Here is an 18,366-nt window from a genome sequence, read left to right on the forward strand (position 1 = left end):
TAGCTACCTTGCCGGGTTGCTGCTGCTAGGCGAGGGCGGCCATGACGGCGCGGGCGACGCCGTCGTGGTCGTTGTCGTATTCGGTGATGGCGCCGGCGGCTTCGCGGTCCTCGGGCTCGGCATTGATCATCGCCGTACCGTGGCCCGCTGCCTGCAGCATGGGGATGTCGTTGATGTTGTCGCCGAACGCCCAGGCGTCGGCGAGAGGCTCGCCCAGATGCCCACATAGCCAAGCCAATGCCGTTCCCTTGGTGGCGCCCCCGCCCATGACCTCGATATTCATGGCGTACGAACGCGTGACCTCAATGCCTTCGAGTGTGTCGAGCGCCGCCACGATAGCGTCGCGGTCGGCTGAGTCGTGCCAGTACATGGCGATGCGTTCGAGCACCTCGACCTCGTCGATTTTGCTGTCGATATCCATGTCGATCGGCGTTCGCGTGCGCTTGAGCGAAGCCGCGATGTGAGGATCTCCGCCGCAGAATTCGTCCAGGCGCGTGTAGAGCGAGCGGGGGAGGAAGCACTGCCCGTCCGCGAAGATATCGAAGGTCACATCGTGGCCGGCGGCAATGCTATGGACGCGGTGGGCGATGGCGCGGTCGAGCGGTCGGCTCAATATGCGCGTGGCGCGTGAGGCATCGGTGGGCACATCCTCGTCGAGCTGCCAGACGCTAGCGCCATTGGCGCAGACCGCGTAGTGCACGGCGGGATGGGCGAGGATGGCCTCAAAGACGCCCGACAGCGGACGCCCCGTGCACGGTACAAACTCAATGCCGCGACGTGCGAGCTCGTCGAGCATCGCCCAGGTGGCGTCGCTCATCTGCTTGTCACTCGTCAACAGTGTTCCATCCATATCGGAAAAAACAATCATTCGATGCAGCCCTTTCTGCTGGCATAAAAAGCGTGGCCGAGGGCGGTGATGCCCTGGCCACGCTCGTGTTCTATAACGGTGCGCGTCCTAACGGTCGGCGAGCGGCTTGTACTCCAGTGGCTCGATCACCGGACGGTATGCCGGGCGAATAATACGGTGTGCGCAGAAGAGCTCTTCCATGCGGTGTGCCGACCAGCCTGCCATGCGGGCCACGGCGAACATCGGCGTAAAGAGCGTCTCGGGTACGCCGAGCATCTTGTAGATAAAGCCCGTGTACAGGTCAATATTGGCGCAGATAGGTTTGGTCATGCCGTGGTCGCGCATGACCTGGGGCGCCAGGCGCTCGATGCGCTCGATCAACGCGAATTCCTCGCCCAGATCTTTCTTGGCGGCGAGCGAACGTGCGTAGTGGCGGCAGACCTCGGCGCGCGGGTCGCTGAGCGTATAGACGGCGTGACCCATGCCGTAGATGAGCCCCGTGCCGTCAAAGGCCTGCTTGTCGAGAATCTTGCTCAGATATGCAGCGACCTCGTCATCGTCTTCCCAGTTGGAAACATGCGCGCGAATGTCCTCGTGCATGGATACGACCTTGGCGTTGGCACCGCCGTGACGCGGGCCCTTGAGCGAGCCGATAGCCGCGGCGTAGGCGGAATACGGGTCGGTGGCCGAAGACGACAGCACGCGGCAGGCGAAGGTGGAGTTGTTGCCGCCGCCGTGCTCGGCGTGGAGCATGAGCATCACGTCGAGCAGCATGGCCTCGTCGCGGGTGAACGCCATGCCGCCGCGCAGGACCTGCAGAATGGTCTCGGCGGTGGAGAGACCGGGCGTGGGGTGTGGCACGTGCATCTCCGAACCGTGGCACTTTGCGATCGATGCCATGTGCGCAAAAGCGGCGATGCGGGGCAGGCGTGCCAGCATGGAAATGGCAACGTCGATCTCGTGCTCGGGTGTGATTACATCGGGCTCGGCATCGAAGGCATAGAGCAGCAACACGGCGCGCTGAAGCACGTTCATGATGCTCGAGGATACCGTGGTCATGGGGAACACGCGGACGTATTCGTCGCTCAGGTGCCTAAAAGCACCCAGGCGTTCGCAAAAACCGTCAAGCTCTTCCTTGGTGGGCAGAGAGCCCGTGATGAGCAGGTAGGCGACTTCTTCGTAGCCGTAGCGGTTCTCGGCCTGGGCATTGTTGACCAGATCTTCGATGCTGTAGCCACGAAGCGTGAGCTTACCCTGATCGGGCACAACCTTTCCGTCGACCTTGTTGTAACCATGCACATCCGAGATGCGAGTGAGGCCCGCAACCACGCCCGAGCCATCTGCATTGCGCAGGCCGCGCTTGACATCGTGCTCGACAAACAGCTCCTCGTCATAAGGGTCGGTCGGCAGGCCGTAGTATAGATTTTCGCTTTCGGGCGAAATCTGGCGGCTTGCTTCGTAGTCCAAGACCAGGCGGCTCAGGTGGTCGTCGAAGCGGTAATAGATTTTCTTGGCGTCGTAGGCCATGCGCGCTCCTCTCCGGGCTATGTGGCGACGTTGCGCCTGGGCGCACGTTGGGCCGTCGTCACGCAGCCTGTTCGCTACAGGCGGTACATAAAGTTAAAGACGTCCTCGCGCTGGATGGACACGTTGACGCCCGAAAGCTCGCCGGCCTCGGCCAGGGCCTTCTGCAGCTCGGCGAAGTCGAGCTTGGACTCGGCGGTGTCGGCCAGCATGGTCATGGTGAAGATGTCCTCGATAATGGACTGCGTAATGTCGCGGATGTCGACATTGGCTTCGCCCAGGACGCGGGTGACGCCGGCGACAATGCCGGGGCGGTTCTTGCCAAGGACGGTGATGACGATACGGGAGGACGAGATCTCGGCCATGGGAAACCCTTTCGCGTGTTGGCGGCGCGCGGCGGCGCTCCGCTACGGTACAGTGTTCATCATTGTACCTGTCCCGTGCAAAAAGGGGCACCTTTGCTGCGGCGTTACACGTCTGCAACATGGAGCGCTTGTCTCGTAGGGTGTATTTTTGGCACCCTGGACAGCTCGGGCGGCTCTGTTGGCGCTGCGATCGGGCAGATTCGCCTGTGCGCTCCGGCGTAAAGACCGTGAACCTTTTGTGGGACGCTCGACGCCGTGGTAACATAGCCGAGTTTGTTGTCTTGGTCGGAAACCAAGACGCCTTATGCGCTGATCGGTAACCAGCGCCTGACCAATAAGGAGTCCTACCATGAAGCAGGGTATCCATCCCCAGTATGTCGAGTGCACGGTGACGTGCTCCTGCGGCAACACCTTCAAGACGCACGCTACCGTGTCCGAGATGAGGGTCGAGCTTTGCAACGAGTGCCACCCGTTCTACACCGGCCAGCAGAAGTTCGTCGACACCGGTGGACGCGTCCAGCGCTTCGCCGACAAGTTCGGTGGCGCCGCTGCCGCCCAGCTCAAGAAGGCCGAGGAGGCCAAGGCTGCCAAGGCCGCCAAGGCTGCTGAGGCCGAGGCCGCTCGCAAGGCCGCCGCTGAGGCTAAGGCTGCCGAGAAGGCCAAGCGTGCCGCTAAGTTTGCCGAGGAGGCTGCCAAGCAGGCCGCCGAGGCTCCCGCAGAGGCTCCCGTCGAGGAGGCCGCTGCCGAGGCCGAGACCACCGAGGCTGCTGAGTAAATAGCTCGCCGAGGAATCGCTCGCATTCATGGCAAAAGGGCCGTGCATCCAATTGGTGCACGGCCCTTTTCTTATCGACGCAAAGTAGCACGTCCTCTTTGCACCGAACGGTGGGGATTTTTCGTTTGCCCAGATAAAACCTGCCAAAATAAACCTGTCCCTTTTTGGCAGGTAACCGATAGGAGGCTACGTGGACACATCGACGTCCTTGGGCAATCGCGAGCTCGCGGTGGCAAAGAAGCGTGCGCTCGATGCTGCCTATTTTAGGAAGGGTATCGCTGTCGCGGCGCTTTCGAGCTGCATGTATGCGCTGTACACGGCCTTTGTTACCGCCGGTCAGCTCTTTGGCGTTTGGGCCGGTTGGTTCGATGCATTTGCTCCCTCCGGTCTTTTGGCGGTATTCATCTTGCCCACAATCGCCTCGGGCGTCAATGATGTGCTGAGTGCCGTCTGGGCCACGTTTTTCACTGCCGGTCAGGGCAAACTCGCCGACCTAGGCCGCTGCATCGCCTCAAAGCCCGGCGTCATCGTTATCGCCGCCGCCTTCATTGGCGGGCCCATCGCTTCTGCCGCCTACGTTATCGCGCTTTCGCAGGCAGGCACGCTTGCCGTGCCCATCGCCGCGCTCAACCCCGCGATCGGTGCGGTGCTCGCCCGCGTGCTCTACCGACAGCCGCTTAGCCCCCGTGTCGTCACCGGCATCGTTGTCTGCGTGGTCGCCGGCGCCATGATCGGTAGCGCCGGCCTGAGCGGGCAGGCATCTTCCGGCATGGCGCTTGGCCTGGGCCTGGCGCTGTTAGCCGCCCTGTGCTGGGGCGTCGAGGGATGCGTGGGCGGCCGCGCCACCTGCATGATCGATCCTCAGATCGCCATCAACATCCGTCAGCTTGTCTCGGGCGTCGGCAACCTGTGCTTGGTACTGCCGGCCCTAACCTTGGCATGCGGAGAGCCCCTTGGTCAGAGTTACGTCCTTGTCGCCCAAGCGCTCACCGACAAATCCTCCGTCGTGTTTTTCGCCTGCTCCGGTTTTGCCGCCTACTTTTCGTTTATGAGCTGGTATCGCGCCAACTCCATGTGCGGAACGGCGCTGGGCATGGCCATCAACGGCACCTATACCTTTACAGCGCCGCTGTTTACGTGGATTATCGTCGGCCTGGTCTTGGGCTTTGACGGCTACGCGCTTCCGTCCGTCGCATGGGTGGCGGCCGTCGTCAACCTCGTCGGCATTTGCCTGATCGCCGTGAATCCCCTCGACATGGTTAAAAAGGACGGTGATCGGGATGCTTCCGCTTAACTATGCCATGCTCGATTATTTTGTTTGCCATGACGAGGCTTGCGTCGACGATGTGATGGCCGATCTCGCGGCCGAGTACGCATCGTTTGCCGCCTTTGCAAGGCCGCGCATGCAGGAGGCGCTCATGACCGCGCACAAGAATGGCCTGATTGACGAGACGCGCTTTGATTTGGATGCCGAAGGCGAGCTTCGCGTCTACTATCGGGCGAGCGCCGAGCAGCGCAAAGTTATCGGCGCCTATCTGGGCCGTAGCCACTAAAATAAAACGTCCCTTTTTGGCAGGTCGGTCGTAGTTATTACGTGGGGGATGAGGTCGAGCGTATAGCGTGCGTCCCGTTTGGCTAAAGTACAACTATCTGTGTTTAACTCGCCCAGTGCAGTGCGCTACGGGCGATGGCCAAAAAAGGAAAACCACATGGGATTCATGTCAAAGCTGCTGTCCTTTGGATCCGATAAGGACCTTAAGCGCTACTACAAGATCGTTGACCAGATCAACGGGCTTGAGCCTCAGTTTGAGAAGATGACCGAGGAGGAGCTTCGCGGCCAGACCGATAAGTTCCGCGAGCGTTATGCTAACGGCGAGTCGCTTGACGACATGCTCCCCGAGGCCTTTGCCACCGTGCGCGAGGCTTCAAAGCGCATCACGGGCATGCGTCACTTTGACGTACAGCTCATCGGCGCCATGGCGCTGCACGAGGGTCATATCGCCGAGATGAAGACCGGCGAAGGCAAGACACTCGTCTCCACCCTGGCCGGCTATCTTAACGCCATCGCCGGCAAGGGCGTGCATGTCGTTACCGTCAACGACTACCTGGCAAAGCGCGACTCCGAGTGGATGGGCCGCATCTACAAGTATTTGGGCATGACCGTCGGCCTGCTGCAGAACAACATGCCGCTCGAGCTTAAGCGCCCGGCCTACCAGGCCGATGTTACCTACGGCACCAACTCCGAGTTTGGCTTTGACTACCTGCGCGACAACATGGTCACCCGCCCCGAGCAGCGCGTCCAGCGCGGCCACAGCTACGCTATCGTCGACGAGGTCGACTCCATCCTGATCGACGAGGCCAGGACCCCGCTGATCATCTCGGGTGCCGGCACCAAGTCTGCCAGCACCTACAAGGACTTCGCGCGCGCCGTGCGCGGGCTGGAGCGCGGCGAGGACGTGTCGCACGATATGCTCACTGCCACCGAGGACGTGGAGCCCACGGGCGACTACGTCATGGACGAGGCCAAGCACACCATTGCCGCCACCGAGCGCGGCCTCAAGAAGATCGAGCGCCGCCTGGGTATCGAGGACATCTACGCCGACCTTTCGGGCCAGCTGGTCAACCACCTGCAGCAGGCGTTGAAGGCCCAATACATGTTCCACCGCGACAAGCAGTACGTCGTTACCAACGGTGAGGTCAAGATTGTCGATGAGTTCACCGGCCGCATCATGGAGGGCCGTCGCTACTCCGAGGGCCTGCATCAGGCCATCGAGGCCAAAGAGGGCGTGCTCGTGCGCGAGGAGAACCAGACCCTTGCCACCATCACCCTGCAGAATTACTTCCGTCTGTATGACAAGCTTTCCGGCATGACCGGTACGGCGCTTACCGAGGACGCCGAGTTCCGCGAGATCTACAAGCTGCCCGTCGAGGTCATTCCCTCCAACAAGCCCGTTCAGCGTGTCGATCACGAGGACCTGGTCTACCGCACCATCCAGGCCAAGTACAACGCCGTTGCCAATGATGTCGAGCAGCGTCACGCCAAGGGCCAGCCGGTCCTGGTCGGTACCGTCTCCATCGAGAGTTCCGAGAAGCTGTCGGCAGCCCTTACCAAACGCGGCATCGCGCACGAGGTCCTCAACGCAAAGCACCACGAGCGCGAGGCTCATATCGTTGCCCAGGCCGGACGCTACGGCGCCGTGACCATCGCTACTAACATGGCCGGTCGTGGTACCGACATCCTGCTGGGCGGCAACCCCGACGAGCTGGTGCGCGAGCGCCTTGAGTACGAGGGCCTGACCATGGAGGACGTGACGCCCGAGCAGCTCGAGCAGTTTAACGCCGAGGCCAAGGAGACCTGCAAGGCCGAGCGCGAGCGCGTGCTTGCCGCCGGCGGTCTGACCGTCATCGGCACCGAACGCCATGAGTCCCGCCGTATCGACAACCAGCTGCGCGGCCGTTCTGGCCGTCAGGGCGATCCGGGCGAGACCCAGTTCTACCTGTCGCTCGAGGACGATCTGATGCGCCTGTTCGGTGGCGACAAGATGGACCGCGTCTCCAAGATGATGGTCACGGCAGAAATGGGCGACGACATGCCCATCCAGCACAAGATCATCTCCAAGGCCGTCGAGAGCGCCCAGCACAAGGTCGAGAGCATCAACTTCTCCATGCGCAAGAGCGTTCTTGAGTACGACGACGTGATGAACAAACAACGCCAGGTTATCTACGCCGAGCGCAACAAGATTCTGGACGGTAAGGACCTGACCGACCACATCACCGAGGTCATGCACGACACCGTGTACCGCTGCGTGCAGGAGTTTTGCACTAAGGACAGCCACGACGGCGAGCGCGACCTCGATGGCCTGCGCAAGTGGGTCGTGGAGCTGACCGGCCATATCGATACGCCCAAGTTCCCCGACGAGGATTACGAGGCCCTTGCTGCCGATGTCCTGGCCTACGTCGAGAAGTGCTACAACATGAAGGCCGAGCGCCTGGGCGAGGACCTCATGCGCGAGCTCAATACTCAGGTTATGTTGCGCGTCATCGATACCCGCTGGATGAACTACCTGCAGGAGATGGACTACCTCAAGACCGGTATCGGACTGCGCGGCTTTGGTCAGCGCGACCCGCTGGTTGAGTACAAGACCGAGGCCTATGGTGCCTTCCAGATGCTCGTTGACACCATGTACGAGGATTACCTGCGCACCGTCCTGCGCATCGAGATCAAGGCCGCCCCGCAGGCTGTGGAGCGCAAGGAGGACCCCGCGCTCGAGGGTGCGCGCTTCTCCGGCCCCGCCGACGTCGATGGCGACAACGGCAACTCGGTCCTGCGCAAGGAGGCACGGGCACAGGCTCGCACGGCCGTCCAGGGCGGACCGGCAGCTGTCAACAACGGCGCTAAGGTGACCACCTACCGCAAGTCCGAGAGCGACGACCCGTATGTCAACGTGGGCCGCAACGAACCGTGCCCTTGCGGCAGCGGTAAGAAGTTCAAGTACTGCCACGGCAGGAATCGTTAATGGCCGAGGCTTTAGAGGTAACGCCCGCCGAGCTGGACAAGTTTGCGGACCGGCTCGGCGAGGTTGAGTCGTATCTTCATTTGGACGAGAAGCGCACCCACGTGACCGAGCTTGAGGCCAAGAGCGTCGCTCCCGGCTTTTGGGACGACGCCGATGCCGCTCGCGCCACGATGGAAGAGATTGCGCGCGCCAAGGAGGATATCGCCGCCGTGGATACCGCGCGCGGCGAGCTCTCCGATGCCCGCGCGGCGCTGGAACTTGCCGAGGAAATGGGCGATGACCCCGATGCCGCTGCACTGCGTGAGGAGGCTGCCGCCACGGCGGATCGTCTGGCGCGCGCCATCGATGAGCTCGAACTTTCGAGCTGGTTTACCGGCGAGTTCGATCACGGTGACGCGATTGTGACCATCAAGCCCGGACAGGGCGGCTTGGAGGCGCAGGACTGGACCTTCATGCTCTTTAAGATGTACATGAAGTACTGCCAGCGCCGCGGCTGGAAGGTCACCATCAACGATTGCCCCGCTGCCGAGGTCATTGGCATTGATCGCGCGACCTTTACCGTTGAGGGCAAGGATGCCTTCGGTATGCTTCGTGCCGAGGCCGGCGTTCACCGTTTGGTGCGCATTAGCCCCACCGATGACAAGAAGCGTCGACAGACTACGTTTGCCGGCGTCGAGGTCATTCCGGTGCTGCCCGACGATATCGATATCGAGATCAACCCCGACGATATCCGCGTCGACGTGTACCACGCAAGCGGCCCGGGCGGCCAGGGCGTCAACACCACCGACTCCGCCGTGCGCGTGACGCATTTTCCCAGCGGCATTGTAGTGACCTGCCAAAATGAGCGCAGCCAGATTCAGAACAAGGCCGCGTGTATGCAGATTCTCAAGGCCCGCCTGTACGAGATTGAGCTCGAGAAGCGCGCCGAGGCGCTCGACGAGATCCGCGGTCCCAAGACTACGATTGGCTTTGGCAACCAGATCCGCAGCTACGTGCTCTATCCGTATCAGATGGTCAAGGACCTACGCTCGGGCGTGGAGACCAGCAACGTCGACGCCGTTCTCGACGATGGCGACTTGGATCCGTTTGTGATCGGCTACCATCGCTGGGCTACCGGCAATGCTGATGCGGAGTCTCCGTCCGCTTAAGCCCCGGGTGAGTCACGGACCGACACTAAACTCTGGAAAGGGCGGTTTTATATCCAGAGCAAACCCGCCGCGGGGTGGTTTTTCCTCGGCGAATCGGTAGAATCAAATACGGTAAGAAGTTCAAAGCGCACCCAAGGGGGTGCGCTTTTTTGAGGGAGGTAGCATGGCATATCGTTTGGATATCAAGCGCATTCTTTCAATGAACTTCTTCCGCGATCTACCCCAGATCATGCTTGGGTGCGCTTTGGCGGCCATCGCGACCGACCTGTTTTTGATTCCCAACGGTCTTGCCGCCGGTGGCGTTACGGGCCTTGCGACTATTATCCAGGCGGTCGGTGCCGCGCGGGGCGTGTCGCTGCCCGTCGGTATCCAAACCATCGTGATGAATGCCTTGCTGTTGCTGGTCGTAATGCGCGAGGGCGGCATGTTCTATGTGGTACAGACGGCGACAGGCTTTGTGCTACTGGGTTTCTTTACCGACCTGTTTGCCCCGTTTGTAGCGCCTCTGGCAGATGCAGACCTGATGCTTCCCGCTATGTGGGGCGGCATTATCACGGGCATTGGTTACGGCATGGTGTTACGCGCCGGCGCCAACACCGGCGGCTCCGACACCATCGGCCAGATTATCTCACGTAACACCTCGCTGCCGGTGGGTTCGACCGTCATGGCGATCGATGTCGCCGTATGCGCGGCATCGGCCCCCGTCTTCTCTCTGGAGAACGCGCTGTATGCAGGGCTTTCGATGGTAATTAGCGGCTATGTGATCGACGCTGTGGTCGATGGCGGCAACAAGCGCCGTATGGTGCTCGTCATCTCGGAGAATTTCCCCGATATCGCGGCCGATATCATGTATGGCCTGGGTCGCGGCTGCACTAAATTTAAGGCGACCGGCATGTATTCGGGCGCTGAGAAGCCGGTGATTATGGTGATCGTTAGCCGCCGCGAGCTCAATACACTCAAGACCATCGTGCGTGAGCGCGATCCTCAAGCTATCGTGACGGTCGCCGACGTTACGGAAGCCTTCGGCGAGGGGTTCAAGGACATTAACGCGTAGGGTAGACTGCTCTCCATCCAAAAGACATTCACATTGATAAACCGATTCATCAGCGGGTCTGCCTGCTAAATTATTCAAATAATGATAAAAACTCTGGTAAAGCCTTCAGTTTCCAGCATAATGAATGGCGCACGTGCATTGCGGCTGGGTTGGGATTACCTTCTGCGCCGTGCGCATCTTGTCTAAAGAGGATGAAAGGAAGGCACAATGAGCGACGAAGAGCTCAAAAAGGTTGCCAACGAGGTAAGGAAGGGCATCGTCACCGGCGTGCACGCTGCCAAGTCCGGCCATCCGGGCGGTTCGCTCGGCTCTGCCGACATCATGACTTATCTGTACTTTGAGGAAATGAATGTCGATCCGGCCGATCCTCGCAAGGCCGACCGCGACCGCTTTGTGCTCTCCAAGGGCCATTGCGCTCCGGGTCTGTACGCCGTGCTCGCCGAGCGCGGATTCTTCCCCAAGGAGGACCTCGAGACGCTGCGCCATATCGGCAGCCACCTGCAGGGCCACCCCAACATGAACGACACCCCGGGCGTCGACATGTCCACCGGCTCGCTGGGCCAGGGCATCTCCGCCGCCGTGGGCATGGCCGTCGCCGCCAAGCACTGGGGCGATACTTACCGCACGTACGCCCTGCTGGGCGACGGCGAGAGCGAGGAGGGCCAGGTCTGGGAGGCCGCCATGTTTGCCGGCAATCAGCAGCTCGACAACCTCTGCGTGATCGTTGACCACAACGGTCTGCAGATTGACGGTCCCGTCGAGGAGGTCAACGATCCCATGCCGCTCGCCGACAAGTTCCGCGCCTTTAAGTTCCACGTGGTGGAGCTCGCCGACGGCAACGACTTCGGTCAGATTCGCGCCGCCTTTGCCGAGGCTCGCGCCACCAAGGGTCAGCCTACCGCCATTATCGCCGAGACCATGAAGGGCAAGGGCGTTTCCTTTATGGAGAACCAGGTTGGTTGGCACGGCAAGGCCCCCAACGATGAACAGTTTGAGCAGGCCATGGCAGAGCTCACGGCCGCCGGAGAGGAGCTCTAGGATGGCAGACGTCAAGAAAATCGCCACGCGTGTAAGCTACGGCGAGGCCCTCGTTGAGCTCGCTGCCGAGCACGACGACTTTGTGGTCCTCGACGCCGACCTGGCCGCCGCAACGCAGACCGGTAAGTTTAAGGCCGCCTGCCCCGACCGCTTCTTTGATGTGGGCATTGCCGAGAGCAACCTGATGGGTGTCGCCGCCGGTATCGCGACCACCGGTCGTACTGCCTTTGCGAGCACCTTTGCCATGTTTGCCGCCGGCCGCGCTTTTGAGCAGGTCCGTAACTCCATCGGCTATCCGCACCTCAACGTCAAGATCGGCGCCACGCACGCCGGTATTTCGGTGGGCGAGGACGGTGCCACGCACCAGTGCTGCGAGGATATCGCCCTTATGCGTGTTATCCCTGGCATGACCGTGATTGTCCCGGCCGACGACGTGGAGGCCCGCGCCGTGGTCCGCGCCGCCTACGAGTGCGACGGCCCCGTGTACATGCGCTTTGCCCGTTTGGCCTCGCCGGTCATCAACGACCCCGAGACCTACAAGTTCGAGCCGGGCCGCGGCATCGTCATGCGTGAGGGCGCCGATGTGACCATCATCGCCTGCGGCCTGATGGTTGGCGAGGCTCTCGAGGCTGCCGAGCAGCTCGCTGCCGAGGGCATCGACGCCGAGGTCATCAACATGCACACCATTAAGCCCATCGACGCCGATCTGATCGTCAAGAGCGCCGCCAAGACCGGTCACGTCGTGACCGTCGAGGAGCACTCCGTAATCGGTGGCCTGGGCAGCGCCGTTGCCGACGTGCTCTGCGAGCAGTGCCCGACGCCGCTCAAGAAGATTGGCATCAACGACACCTTTGGCGAGTCCGGTCCGGGCGCCGAGCTCCTGCACAAGTACGGCCTGGATGCCGCCAACATCGTGGCAACCACCAAGGAGTTCTTGGCCTAGGGCAAGACGAGGCGAAGTATCGCTTCGGCAACCGTAAGCAAGCCAGAACAGGGGCGCCCCCAAAGAGGGCGCCCCTGTTTTTGTCGGTAACAAACAAATCAGGCCCGCACCAAGCAAGGGCTTCCTCCGGGAAGCGGGCCCAGACCAGCAAAGTGCAACTCAGCCCTTCCAACTTTGTATATGCAGCACCCCAAGAAAAACGCGGCGATTCCTTAGTAGCCGCAGGCCGCGCACAGGGCTACCTCCCAAATCATTCCGCAGGACGGAGGAGTCCCCGCAGCGCGAAGCGCGCAGCGGGGACTCCGACATGTCCGAGGACGATTTGGGAGGTAGCCCTGTGCGCGGCCGGTGAGACCAAAACCCTGCCATGCTTCTTATGTGCAGTGAAGCTAATGCTGCTAAAATACAAAGCGCTCATGTAGTTTAAACGCACGATGATAAGGAGCACCAGTGGGTAACCACTTCCGTACCTCCGGTGCGGGCGATGAGGCCCCCAAGACACGGCAAGGTGTCCCGGGCACACGTTTCGCCACTCCGGATTCAGAGGGCCAGCATATTGCCCAGGCCCCCGCACAGCCGGCAGATCAGGCACGGCCGGCATCCGATCCCTTTGCCTACAATCCCACCAGCGATGTCGAGCTTTCCGCCGCTGCGGGCTTTGAGCCCGTCCAAAAGGTGACTGCTCGCGTGAACCAGCCTCAGACGTCAGCCGAGCCTCAGCCGACCATGGCGGGCATTCCCGATCCCATGGCTCCTGCTGCGCCCGCGCCGCAGCCGGCGCAGTCCGGCCTCTTTGCCGGCATTCCCGATCCTACGCAGCCCGCTGCGCCCATGGTCGAGAATGATCAGGCTGCCGAGGTCGCAAGTCTTGACAATGCGCTCAACAACCCCGATTTTACGTCGGTGTTCGCGCCTATCGATCCGCAGGCAAGTCGCAAGAAGATGGCCAAGCAGGCCGGTGTCGAGCCCGTCATTCTGATGGAGCATGTCACCAAGATCTACCCGGCACAGCCCAACAAGCCCGCACTCGACGACATCAACATCGAGATCTATCCGGGTGAGTTCGTCTTCTTGGTCGGTCATTCCGGATCGGGTAAGACCACGCTGCTTTCCACGCTCAACCGTGATGTCAGGCCTACGAGCGGTCGCATTTTGGTCGCCGGTCAGGATCTCATGAAAATCAAGAACCGCAAGGTTCCCTTCCTGCGCCGCCAGATTGGCGCCGTGTTCCAGGACTTTAAGCTTCTGCCGCAAAAGACCGCCTATGAAAACGTGGCGTTTGCCCTGCAGTGCATAGGCAAGCCCAAGGGCGTCATTCGCAGCCAGGTGCCCGAGGTACTGCGTCTGGTCGGTTTGGCCGATCAGATGGACTCGCTGCCCGATCAGCTTTCCGGCGGCGAGCAACAGCGCGTGGCCGTCGCCCGCGCCATGGTCAACCGTCCGCCGCTGCTGATTTGCGACGAGCCAACGGGCAACCTCGACCCGGCAATTTCGCTCGGCATCATGAAGCTGCTCGAGCGCATTAACCGCACCGGCACGACCGTGATCGTGGCTACCCACGATCGCGAGATGGTCGATAGTATGCATCGTCGCGTGATCGCCCTCGAGGGCGGCCACGTAATCCGCGACCAGGAGAGGGGAGGTTACGGCAACTATGGCACCAACTAACGTGGGCTATTCGCTCAAAGAGGCAATGAGCCACTTCTTCCGTAACTGGACCACCTCGCTCGGCGCCGTCATCACGATTTTCCTTTCGCTGTTTATCATCGGCCTGTTCATCATGGGTTCCGCGATGCTGAACTCCGTGATCGGCACCGTTGAGGACCAGGTTGTTATCAACGCGTTTATTAGCGATGACGCCGACCAGGCCGACGTCCAGGCTTTCGAGAGTGAGCTCAAGACGTGGAACAACGTTAAGTCCGTGACCTATAAGGACAAGGACGACGCGCTGGCCGAGTACACGAGCAAGATGTCGGGTAACGCCGACGCCACTCTGAGCGCACTTGACGGCCAGAATCCGCTGCCTGCTTCGTTCGCGATCGAGATGGACGATCCGTCCCAGGTCGAGAGCACGGCCAAGAAGCTCAAGAAGAACTCCGATTTCCAGAAGATCGCGGATGACGGTGACGTCGATGCGAGCGTTCTGTACGGTCAGGAGGAAGTGAGCCGCCTGTTCCAGGTGACGAACTACATCCGCATCGCTGCCGTTGTGCTTGTTGGTTTGCTGACGTTTATCGCGTTCATCTTTATCAACAACACGATTCGCCTGTCGATTACGGCTCGCCGCCGCGAGATTGCTATCATGCGCCTGGTGGGCGCCAGCAATGGCTTTATTCGCGGTCCGTTTATCACCGAGGGCGTGCTGCAGGCCGTTTTGGGCTCGCTGCTTTCCATCGGTGTTTTGGAGCTGCTTCGCAACCTGTTGGTTCCGCGTCTTCAGGAGAGCATTGGCTGGATGTCGTTTGCGCTGCCGATGCAATACTATCTGGTGACGTATGCCGCACTGATCCTGGTCGGCGTGATCATCGGTCTCTTTGGTTCCGCCATTGCCATGCGTCGCTACCTGCGTGTGTAGACACAGCTGGAATTAGTTTTGCTAACGGGCCGTCCCGCTCTGGGGCGGCCCGTTTTTTAATTCCCGTGCGACGGAGGAAAAGGGCTCACCGGCAGTTCGGCTTGTCTCGATAATTCGATTTTCTCCGTCACATAGGGATCATGACGCGAGGTGCGTGCCCTGTTGTTGATTGGGTAGACTCATTGATGCGTGCGGTTTAGGCCTGCACAGTGTTTTGACATGATGCGGTTGCGCCTGCGGGCCCCGCAACAGATAGTAAGGAGGCGCCATGGGGCGCAATAACAAACATAAGCGTAGCGCTCGCAACAAGCGCGCGCCGGTGCGTAGCGAGCGGCGTCCCAGCCTGACGGGCCGCGTGCAGCTCCATGAGCATAGCGCCTATGTTGTCACCGATAATGGCGACTATAAGGTTATGGGTCGCGGCAAGCGCGAGATTATGGACGGCGACATCGTGGCCGTGAGCATTAAGACCGGACCGCGCGGCGATCGCCGTGCCGTGATCGAGGGCGTTGTCGAGCGCGCGGCCATAAGCGTGGTGGGCACGTATCAGACGGCAGGCCCCCTCGGTGTGATCGAGCCGCTTGATTCGCGTCTCAAGGCCGATTTCTTTATTTTGCCCGAGGATACTTCGGCGGAGCGTTTGGGCGTGCATCCGGGCGATGCAGTTGTCGCACGCATCTTGACCTATCCGACACGCTTGGAATCGGGCACCGTGACTCTTGAGCGCCGCATTGGCGGCGACGATGCACCCGACTTGGGCGTTCAATATGTCATGGCTCGTTACGGCTATACCGATAGTTATCCCGAGACCGCCCTTGCCGAGGCCGAGGAGCTATCGCTCGACGTGGCGACAGCTCTTAAGGACCCACTTCGCCGTGATCTGCGCGACCGTTTTATCATCACGATCGATCCGGTCGACGCGCGCGACTTTGACGACGCCATCTCTTTGGAGCGCACGACGCAGGGCGGCTACAAGCTGGGTGTCCATATCGCCGATGTATCGCATTATGTGGCCTGGGACGGACACATCGACCTAGAGGCTCGCCATCGCACGACGTCGGTGTACCTTGCCGATCGCGTGCTCCCCATGTTGCCCGAGCGCCTGTCGAATGACCTGTGTTCCTTGCGCCCCGACGAGGACCGCCTGGCGTTTACCGTCGACATCGAGCTCGATGCGCAGGGGCACGTCCGCCACTACGATCCGTATCCCAGTGTGATTCGCTCGCGCGTGCGCATGGACTATGACGGTGCCGAGGCACTGCTGGTGCGTGCCGGTGCGGTGGAGTACTCCGTGTTGGAAGGTGCCGCCGAGGATGTTGCTGCAGCCGAGGCGTCGCGCGAGGAGGCGCTTGAGCGCGGTTTGACTGGCGAAGAGACTGCCCGCGACTACGACGTGGATCTGAGCGATTTCCTAGTCGCTGCCAACGAGCTTGCCGAGCGACGCCGTCGCATTCGCCGTGCGCGCGGCTCGGTCGACTTTGACACGGCGGAGATTCGCGCTTTGCTGGACGAGGACGGCATTCCCGTGCAGATTGTGGCCCGCGAGCGCTCGTGTGCCACGTCGCTCATCGAGGAAGCTATGCTGCTTGCCAACGAGTGCGTTGCCGAGTGGCTGGCAGACCGCGATATTGAGGCATGCTATCGCGTGCATGAGGATCCCAGCCCCGACAGCTTGCACGGGGCCGCTGTGGCGCTGGCGCAGCTGGGTATCATCGACGATCGCCGCGCGGCCGGCATTGCCCTGGGAAGTCCCGATGAGCTGCAGGCGGCGGTTGACGCTGCCGCTGGCACGGCAAATGCCCCGCTTGTCAACACGTTGCTATTGCGCAGCATGCAGCGCGCGCTGTACAAGCCGCGCAACGAGGGCCACTTTGCGCTCGCCGCGCCGTGCTACTGCCACTTTACGAGCCCTATCCGACGCTATCCGGACCTTGTTGTCCATCGTGTGCTCAAATTGCAGCTGGCGTATGAGCAGCTGGGCGGCAAGGATGCCTTGGCGCGCACGCCGCGGTTGATCGGCAGGGGTCACGAGTCGCTGCCGCGCATCTTGCCGCAGATTTGCCGTGCATGCAGCGATGCCGAGCGTGCGGCCGACGCCGCCAGCCATGCGACGCAAAAGATCAAGATTGCCCAGTATTACGAGGATCGTCTGGGCGAGCGCTATGCCGGAACCATTTCGTGGGTCAGCAGCATGGGCCTCTTTGTGCGCCTCGACCTGACACAGGTCGAGGGCTTGGTCTCGATTAAGAGTTTGGGAAGCGAGTGGTTCGAGTTTGACGAGGACGCGCTCACGTTGACGGGTGCCGACACGGGGCGCCGTTTTGAGTTGGGGCAACGCGTGATTATCGAGGTCTCGCGTGTCAATACCACGCGCGGGCACTTGGACTTTAAGCTCATCCATTAGTTTGGCCAGAAAAAACTTGGTTGGCGACCGGGTGCATAAGATTTTTGTTCCCGGCAGGCACTTCGACATTATTGACCTGGGTTTCGATGCTGCGGGCGATGTCACCGCTATCGTGCTGGTGCTGCTGGTGGCCGCGTTGGCGCGTTATGCCACTTGTCCCATCGGCGCCCATGCAAGACGTGTCTGGATACCCAAGATACTACCGGCATCGTTGGATACTCTTTATGGCAACCGGTTACAATGTCAACTGTCGATACGCGCCATCGACGCTTCGGCGCTTACCCAGACATGCGTCTTTACGAAGAGGAGATTCCTGTGGCAGTGCTATTTGTTGAGTATCCCAAGTGCTCTACCTGTAAAAAGGCTAAGGCATGGCTGGATGAGCACGGGGTTGAGTATATCGATCGCGATATCGTAGCGGATAACCCAACAGCCGAGGAGCTTTCCGCGTGGGTTGCGCGGTCGGGATTGCCGGTGCGACGCTTTTTTAACTCGTCGGGCATGAAGTATCGCGAGCTGGGGCTCAAGGCTCGTCTGGACGCTGGCATGACGGACCAGGAGTGCTTTGAGCTACTCGCGACTGACGGCATGCTGGTTAAGCGCCCGCTGCTGGTGGGCGATGACTTTGCGATCCCCGGCTTTAGGGAAGCGGCTTGGACCGAGGCGTTGCTGTAGCGACTGCGGGGAAGCTGTATCCCGTTTTGGATGCCGATTTTGGGATACAGTTTTCGCTGACAGACTTGCTCCGGTCAGTTTTTGAACCGCGGCCACCCGAGCGGGCCGAAGAGCTATGCGTGCTTGTCGAAGTATCGCTTCGCCATCCTTTGTCCATAAGGGGCAGATGTGTCGCTTCACAGGTCCTTCACGGGTTGGCTAAAATCAGGCCAATTTTAAAAAAGTCAAAATTAAGACTTGCGTCATCGCGATGCTTCCCGTATATTTCTTTCTTGCGCAAAGGCACAGCCGAGCGCAGCGATGCAATCATTGGGATGTCGTCTAATGGCAGGACAGCGGATTCTGGTTCCGTCAATGGGGGTTCGACTCCCTCCATCCCAGCCATTGCATTTGCTACATATGGCCCGTTCGTCTAGCGGTTTAGGACGCCGCCCTCTCAAGGCGGAGATCACCAGTTCGAATCTGGTACGGGCTACCACAAATTGAATGCCCGGGCCTCGC

15 protein-coding genes and 2 tRNA genes are annotated in these 18,366 nt (G+C 60.8%); 14 read left to right on the forward strand and 3 right to left on the reverse strand.

Going from position 1 to position 18,366, the window contains the following annotated elements:
• Positions 1 to 25: 25 nt before the first annotated feature.
• From ACTQV3_RS00470 to ACTQV3_RS00480, 3 genes are all read right to left on the reverse strand, one after another.
• Positions 26 to 868: a Cof-type HAD-IIB family hydrolase gene (locus tag ACTQV3_RS00470; RefSeq protein WP_441535678.1), complete on the reverse strand. Its 843-nt coding sequence runs from the start codon at positions 866 to 868 to the stop codon at positions 26 to 28.
• 87 nt (positions 869 to 955) lie between these two features.
• A complete protein-coding gene (locus ACTQV3_RS00475) occupies positions 956 to 2,374 on the reverse strand; it encodes a citrate synthase (RefSeq protein WP_441067552.1) in 1,419 nt (472 codons plus the stop codon).
• Positions 2,375 to 2,448: 74 nt separating this feature from the next.
• Positions 2,449 to 2,736 carry an ACT domain-containing protein gene (locus ACTQV3_RS00480; RefSeq protein WP_006235289.1) on the reverse strand — a complete coding sequence of 96 codons (288 nt, stop codon included), beginning with the start codon at positions 2,734 to 2,736 and terminating at the stop codon, positions 2,449 to 2,451.
• 349 nt (positions 2,737 to 3,085) lie between these two features.
• On the opposite strand from ACTQV3_RS00480, the gene rpmE reads away from it, so the two are divergent.
• From rpmE to ACTQV3_RS00550, 14 genes are all read left to right on the forward strand, one after another.
• Complete coding sequence (rpmE, locus tag ACTQV3_RS00485; RefSeq protein ID WP_154516018.1) at positions 3,086 to 3,511, forward strand: 50S ribosomal protein L31; 426 nt, start codon at positions 3,086 to 3,088, stop codon at positions 3,509 to 3,511.
• A gap of 190 nt (positions 3,512 to 3,701) precedes the next feature.
• On the forward strand, positions 3,702 to 4,805 hold the full coding sequence (locus tag ACTQV3_RS00490) for a hypothetical protein (protein ID WP_441067550.1): 1,104 nt from the start codon (positions 3,702 to 3,704) through the stop codon (positions 4,803 to 4,805).
• On the forward strand, positions 4,792 to 5,064 hold the full coding sequence (locus ACTQV3_RS00495; protein WP_441032946.1) for a hypothetical protein: 273 nt from the start codon (positions 4,792 to 4,794) through the stop codon (positions 5,062 to 5,064). The genes ACTQV3_RS00490 and ACTQV3_RS00495 overlap by 14 nt, the downstream gene beginning before the upstream one ends.
• Before the next feature lie 156 nt (positions 5,065 to 5,220).
• The gene (secA, locus tag ACTQV3_RS00500) at positions 5,221 to 8,028 is read left to right on the forward strand and encodes a preprotein translocase subunit SecA (protein WP_154516012.1); all 2,808 of its coding nucleotides are present in this window, start codon (positions 5,221 to 5,223) and stop codon (positions 8,026 to 8,028) included.
• Positions 8,028 to 9,176: a peptide chain release factor 2 gene (prfB, locus tag ACTQV3_RS00505; protein ID WP_441042315.1), complete on the forward strand. Its 1,149-nt coding sequence runs from the start codon at positions 8,028 to 8,030 to the stop codon at positions 9,174 to 9,176. Before secA ends, prfB begins: the two co-directional genes overlap by 1 nt.
• A gap of 163 nt (positions 9,177 to 9,339) precedes the next feature.
• Positions 9,340 to 10,230, forward strand: coding sequence for a YitT family protein (locus ACTQV3_RS00510; protein ID WP_441067548.1), 891 nt, complete (start codon positions 9,340 to 9,342; stop codon positions 10,228 to 10,230).
• Between the two features lie 207 nt (positions 10,231 to 10,437).
• Positions 10,438 to 11,268 carry a transketolase gene (locus ACTQV3_RS00515; protein WP_154516003.1) on the forward strand — a complete coding sequence of 277 codons (831 nt, stop codon included), beginning with the start codon at positions 10,438 to 10,440 and terminating at the stop codon, positions 11,266 to 11,268.
• Between the two features lies 1 nt (position 11,269).
• Positions 11,270 to 12,211, forward strand: a complete 942-nt coding sequence (locus tag ACTQV3_RS00520) for a transketolase family protein (protein ID WP_441067546.1) — start codon at positions 11,270 to 11,272, stop codon at positions 12,209 to 12,211.
• Positions 12,212 to 12,661: 450 nt separating this feature from the next.
• Positions 12,662 to 13,879: a cell division ATP-binding protein FtsE gene (gene ftsE / locus ACTQV3_RS00525; RefSeq protein WP_441067544.1), complete on the forward strand. Its 1,218-nt coding sequence runs from the start codon at positions 12,662 to 12,664 to the stop codon at positions 13,877 to 13,879.
• Positions 13,866 to 14,786 (forward strand): permease-like cell division protein FtsX, encoded by a 921-nt coding sequence (ftsX, locus tag ACTQV3_RS00530; protein WP_154515997.1) that lies wholly within the window; start codon positions 13,866 to 13,868, stop codon positions 14,784 to 14,786. Before ftsE ends, ftsX begins: the two co-directional genes overlap by 14 nt.
• Before the next feature lie 268 nt (positions 14,787 to 15,054).
• On the forward strand, positions 15,055 to 17,190 hold the full coding sequence (locus tag ACTQV3_RS00535; RefSeq protein WP_441067542.1) for a ribonuclease R family protein: 2,136 nt from the start codon (positions 15,055 to 15,057) through the stop codon (positions 17,188 to 17,190).
• Positions 17,191 to 17,505: 315 nt separating this feature from the next.
• Positions 17,506 to 17,865, forward strand: a complete 360-nt coding sequence (locus tag ACTQV3_RS00540) for an arsenate reductase family protein (RefSeq protein ID WP_441067540.1) — start codon at positions 17,506 to 17,508, stop codon at positions 17,863 to 17,865.
• Positions 17,866 to 18,175: 310 nt separating this feature from the next.
• A tRNA-Gln gene (locus tag ACTQV3_RS00545) sits at positions 18,176 to 18,249 on the forward strand.
• A 17-nt stretch (positions 18,250 to 18,266) separates the two neighbouring features.
• Positions 18,267 to 18,343 (forward strand) — tRNA-Glu (locus tag ACTQV3_RS00550).
• Positions 18,344 to 18,366: the final 23 nt, after the last annotated feature.

This window comes from Collinsella sp. LCP19S3_A7 (assembly GCF_052121995.1).
Classification (GTDB): Bacteria; Actinomycetota; Coriobacteriia; order Coriobacteriales; family Coriobacteriaceae; genus Collinsella.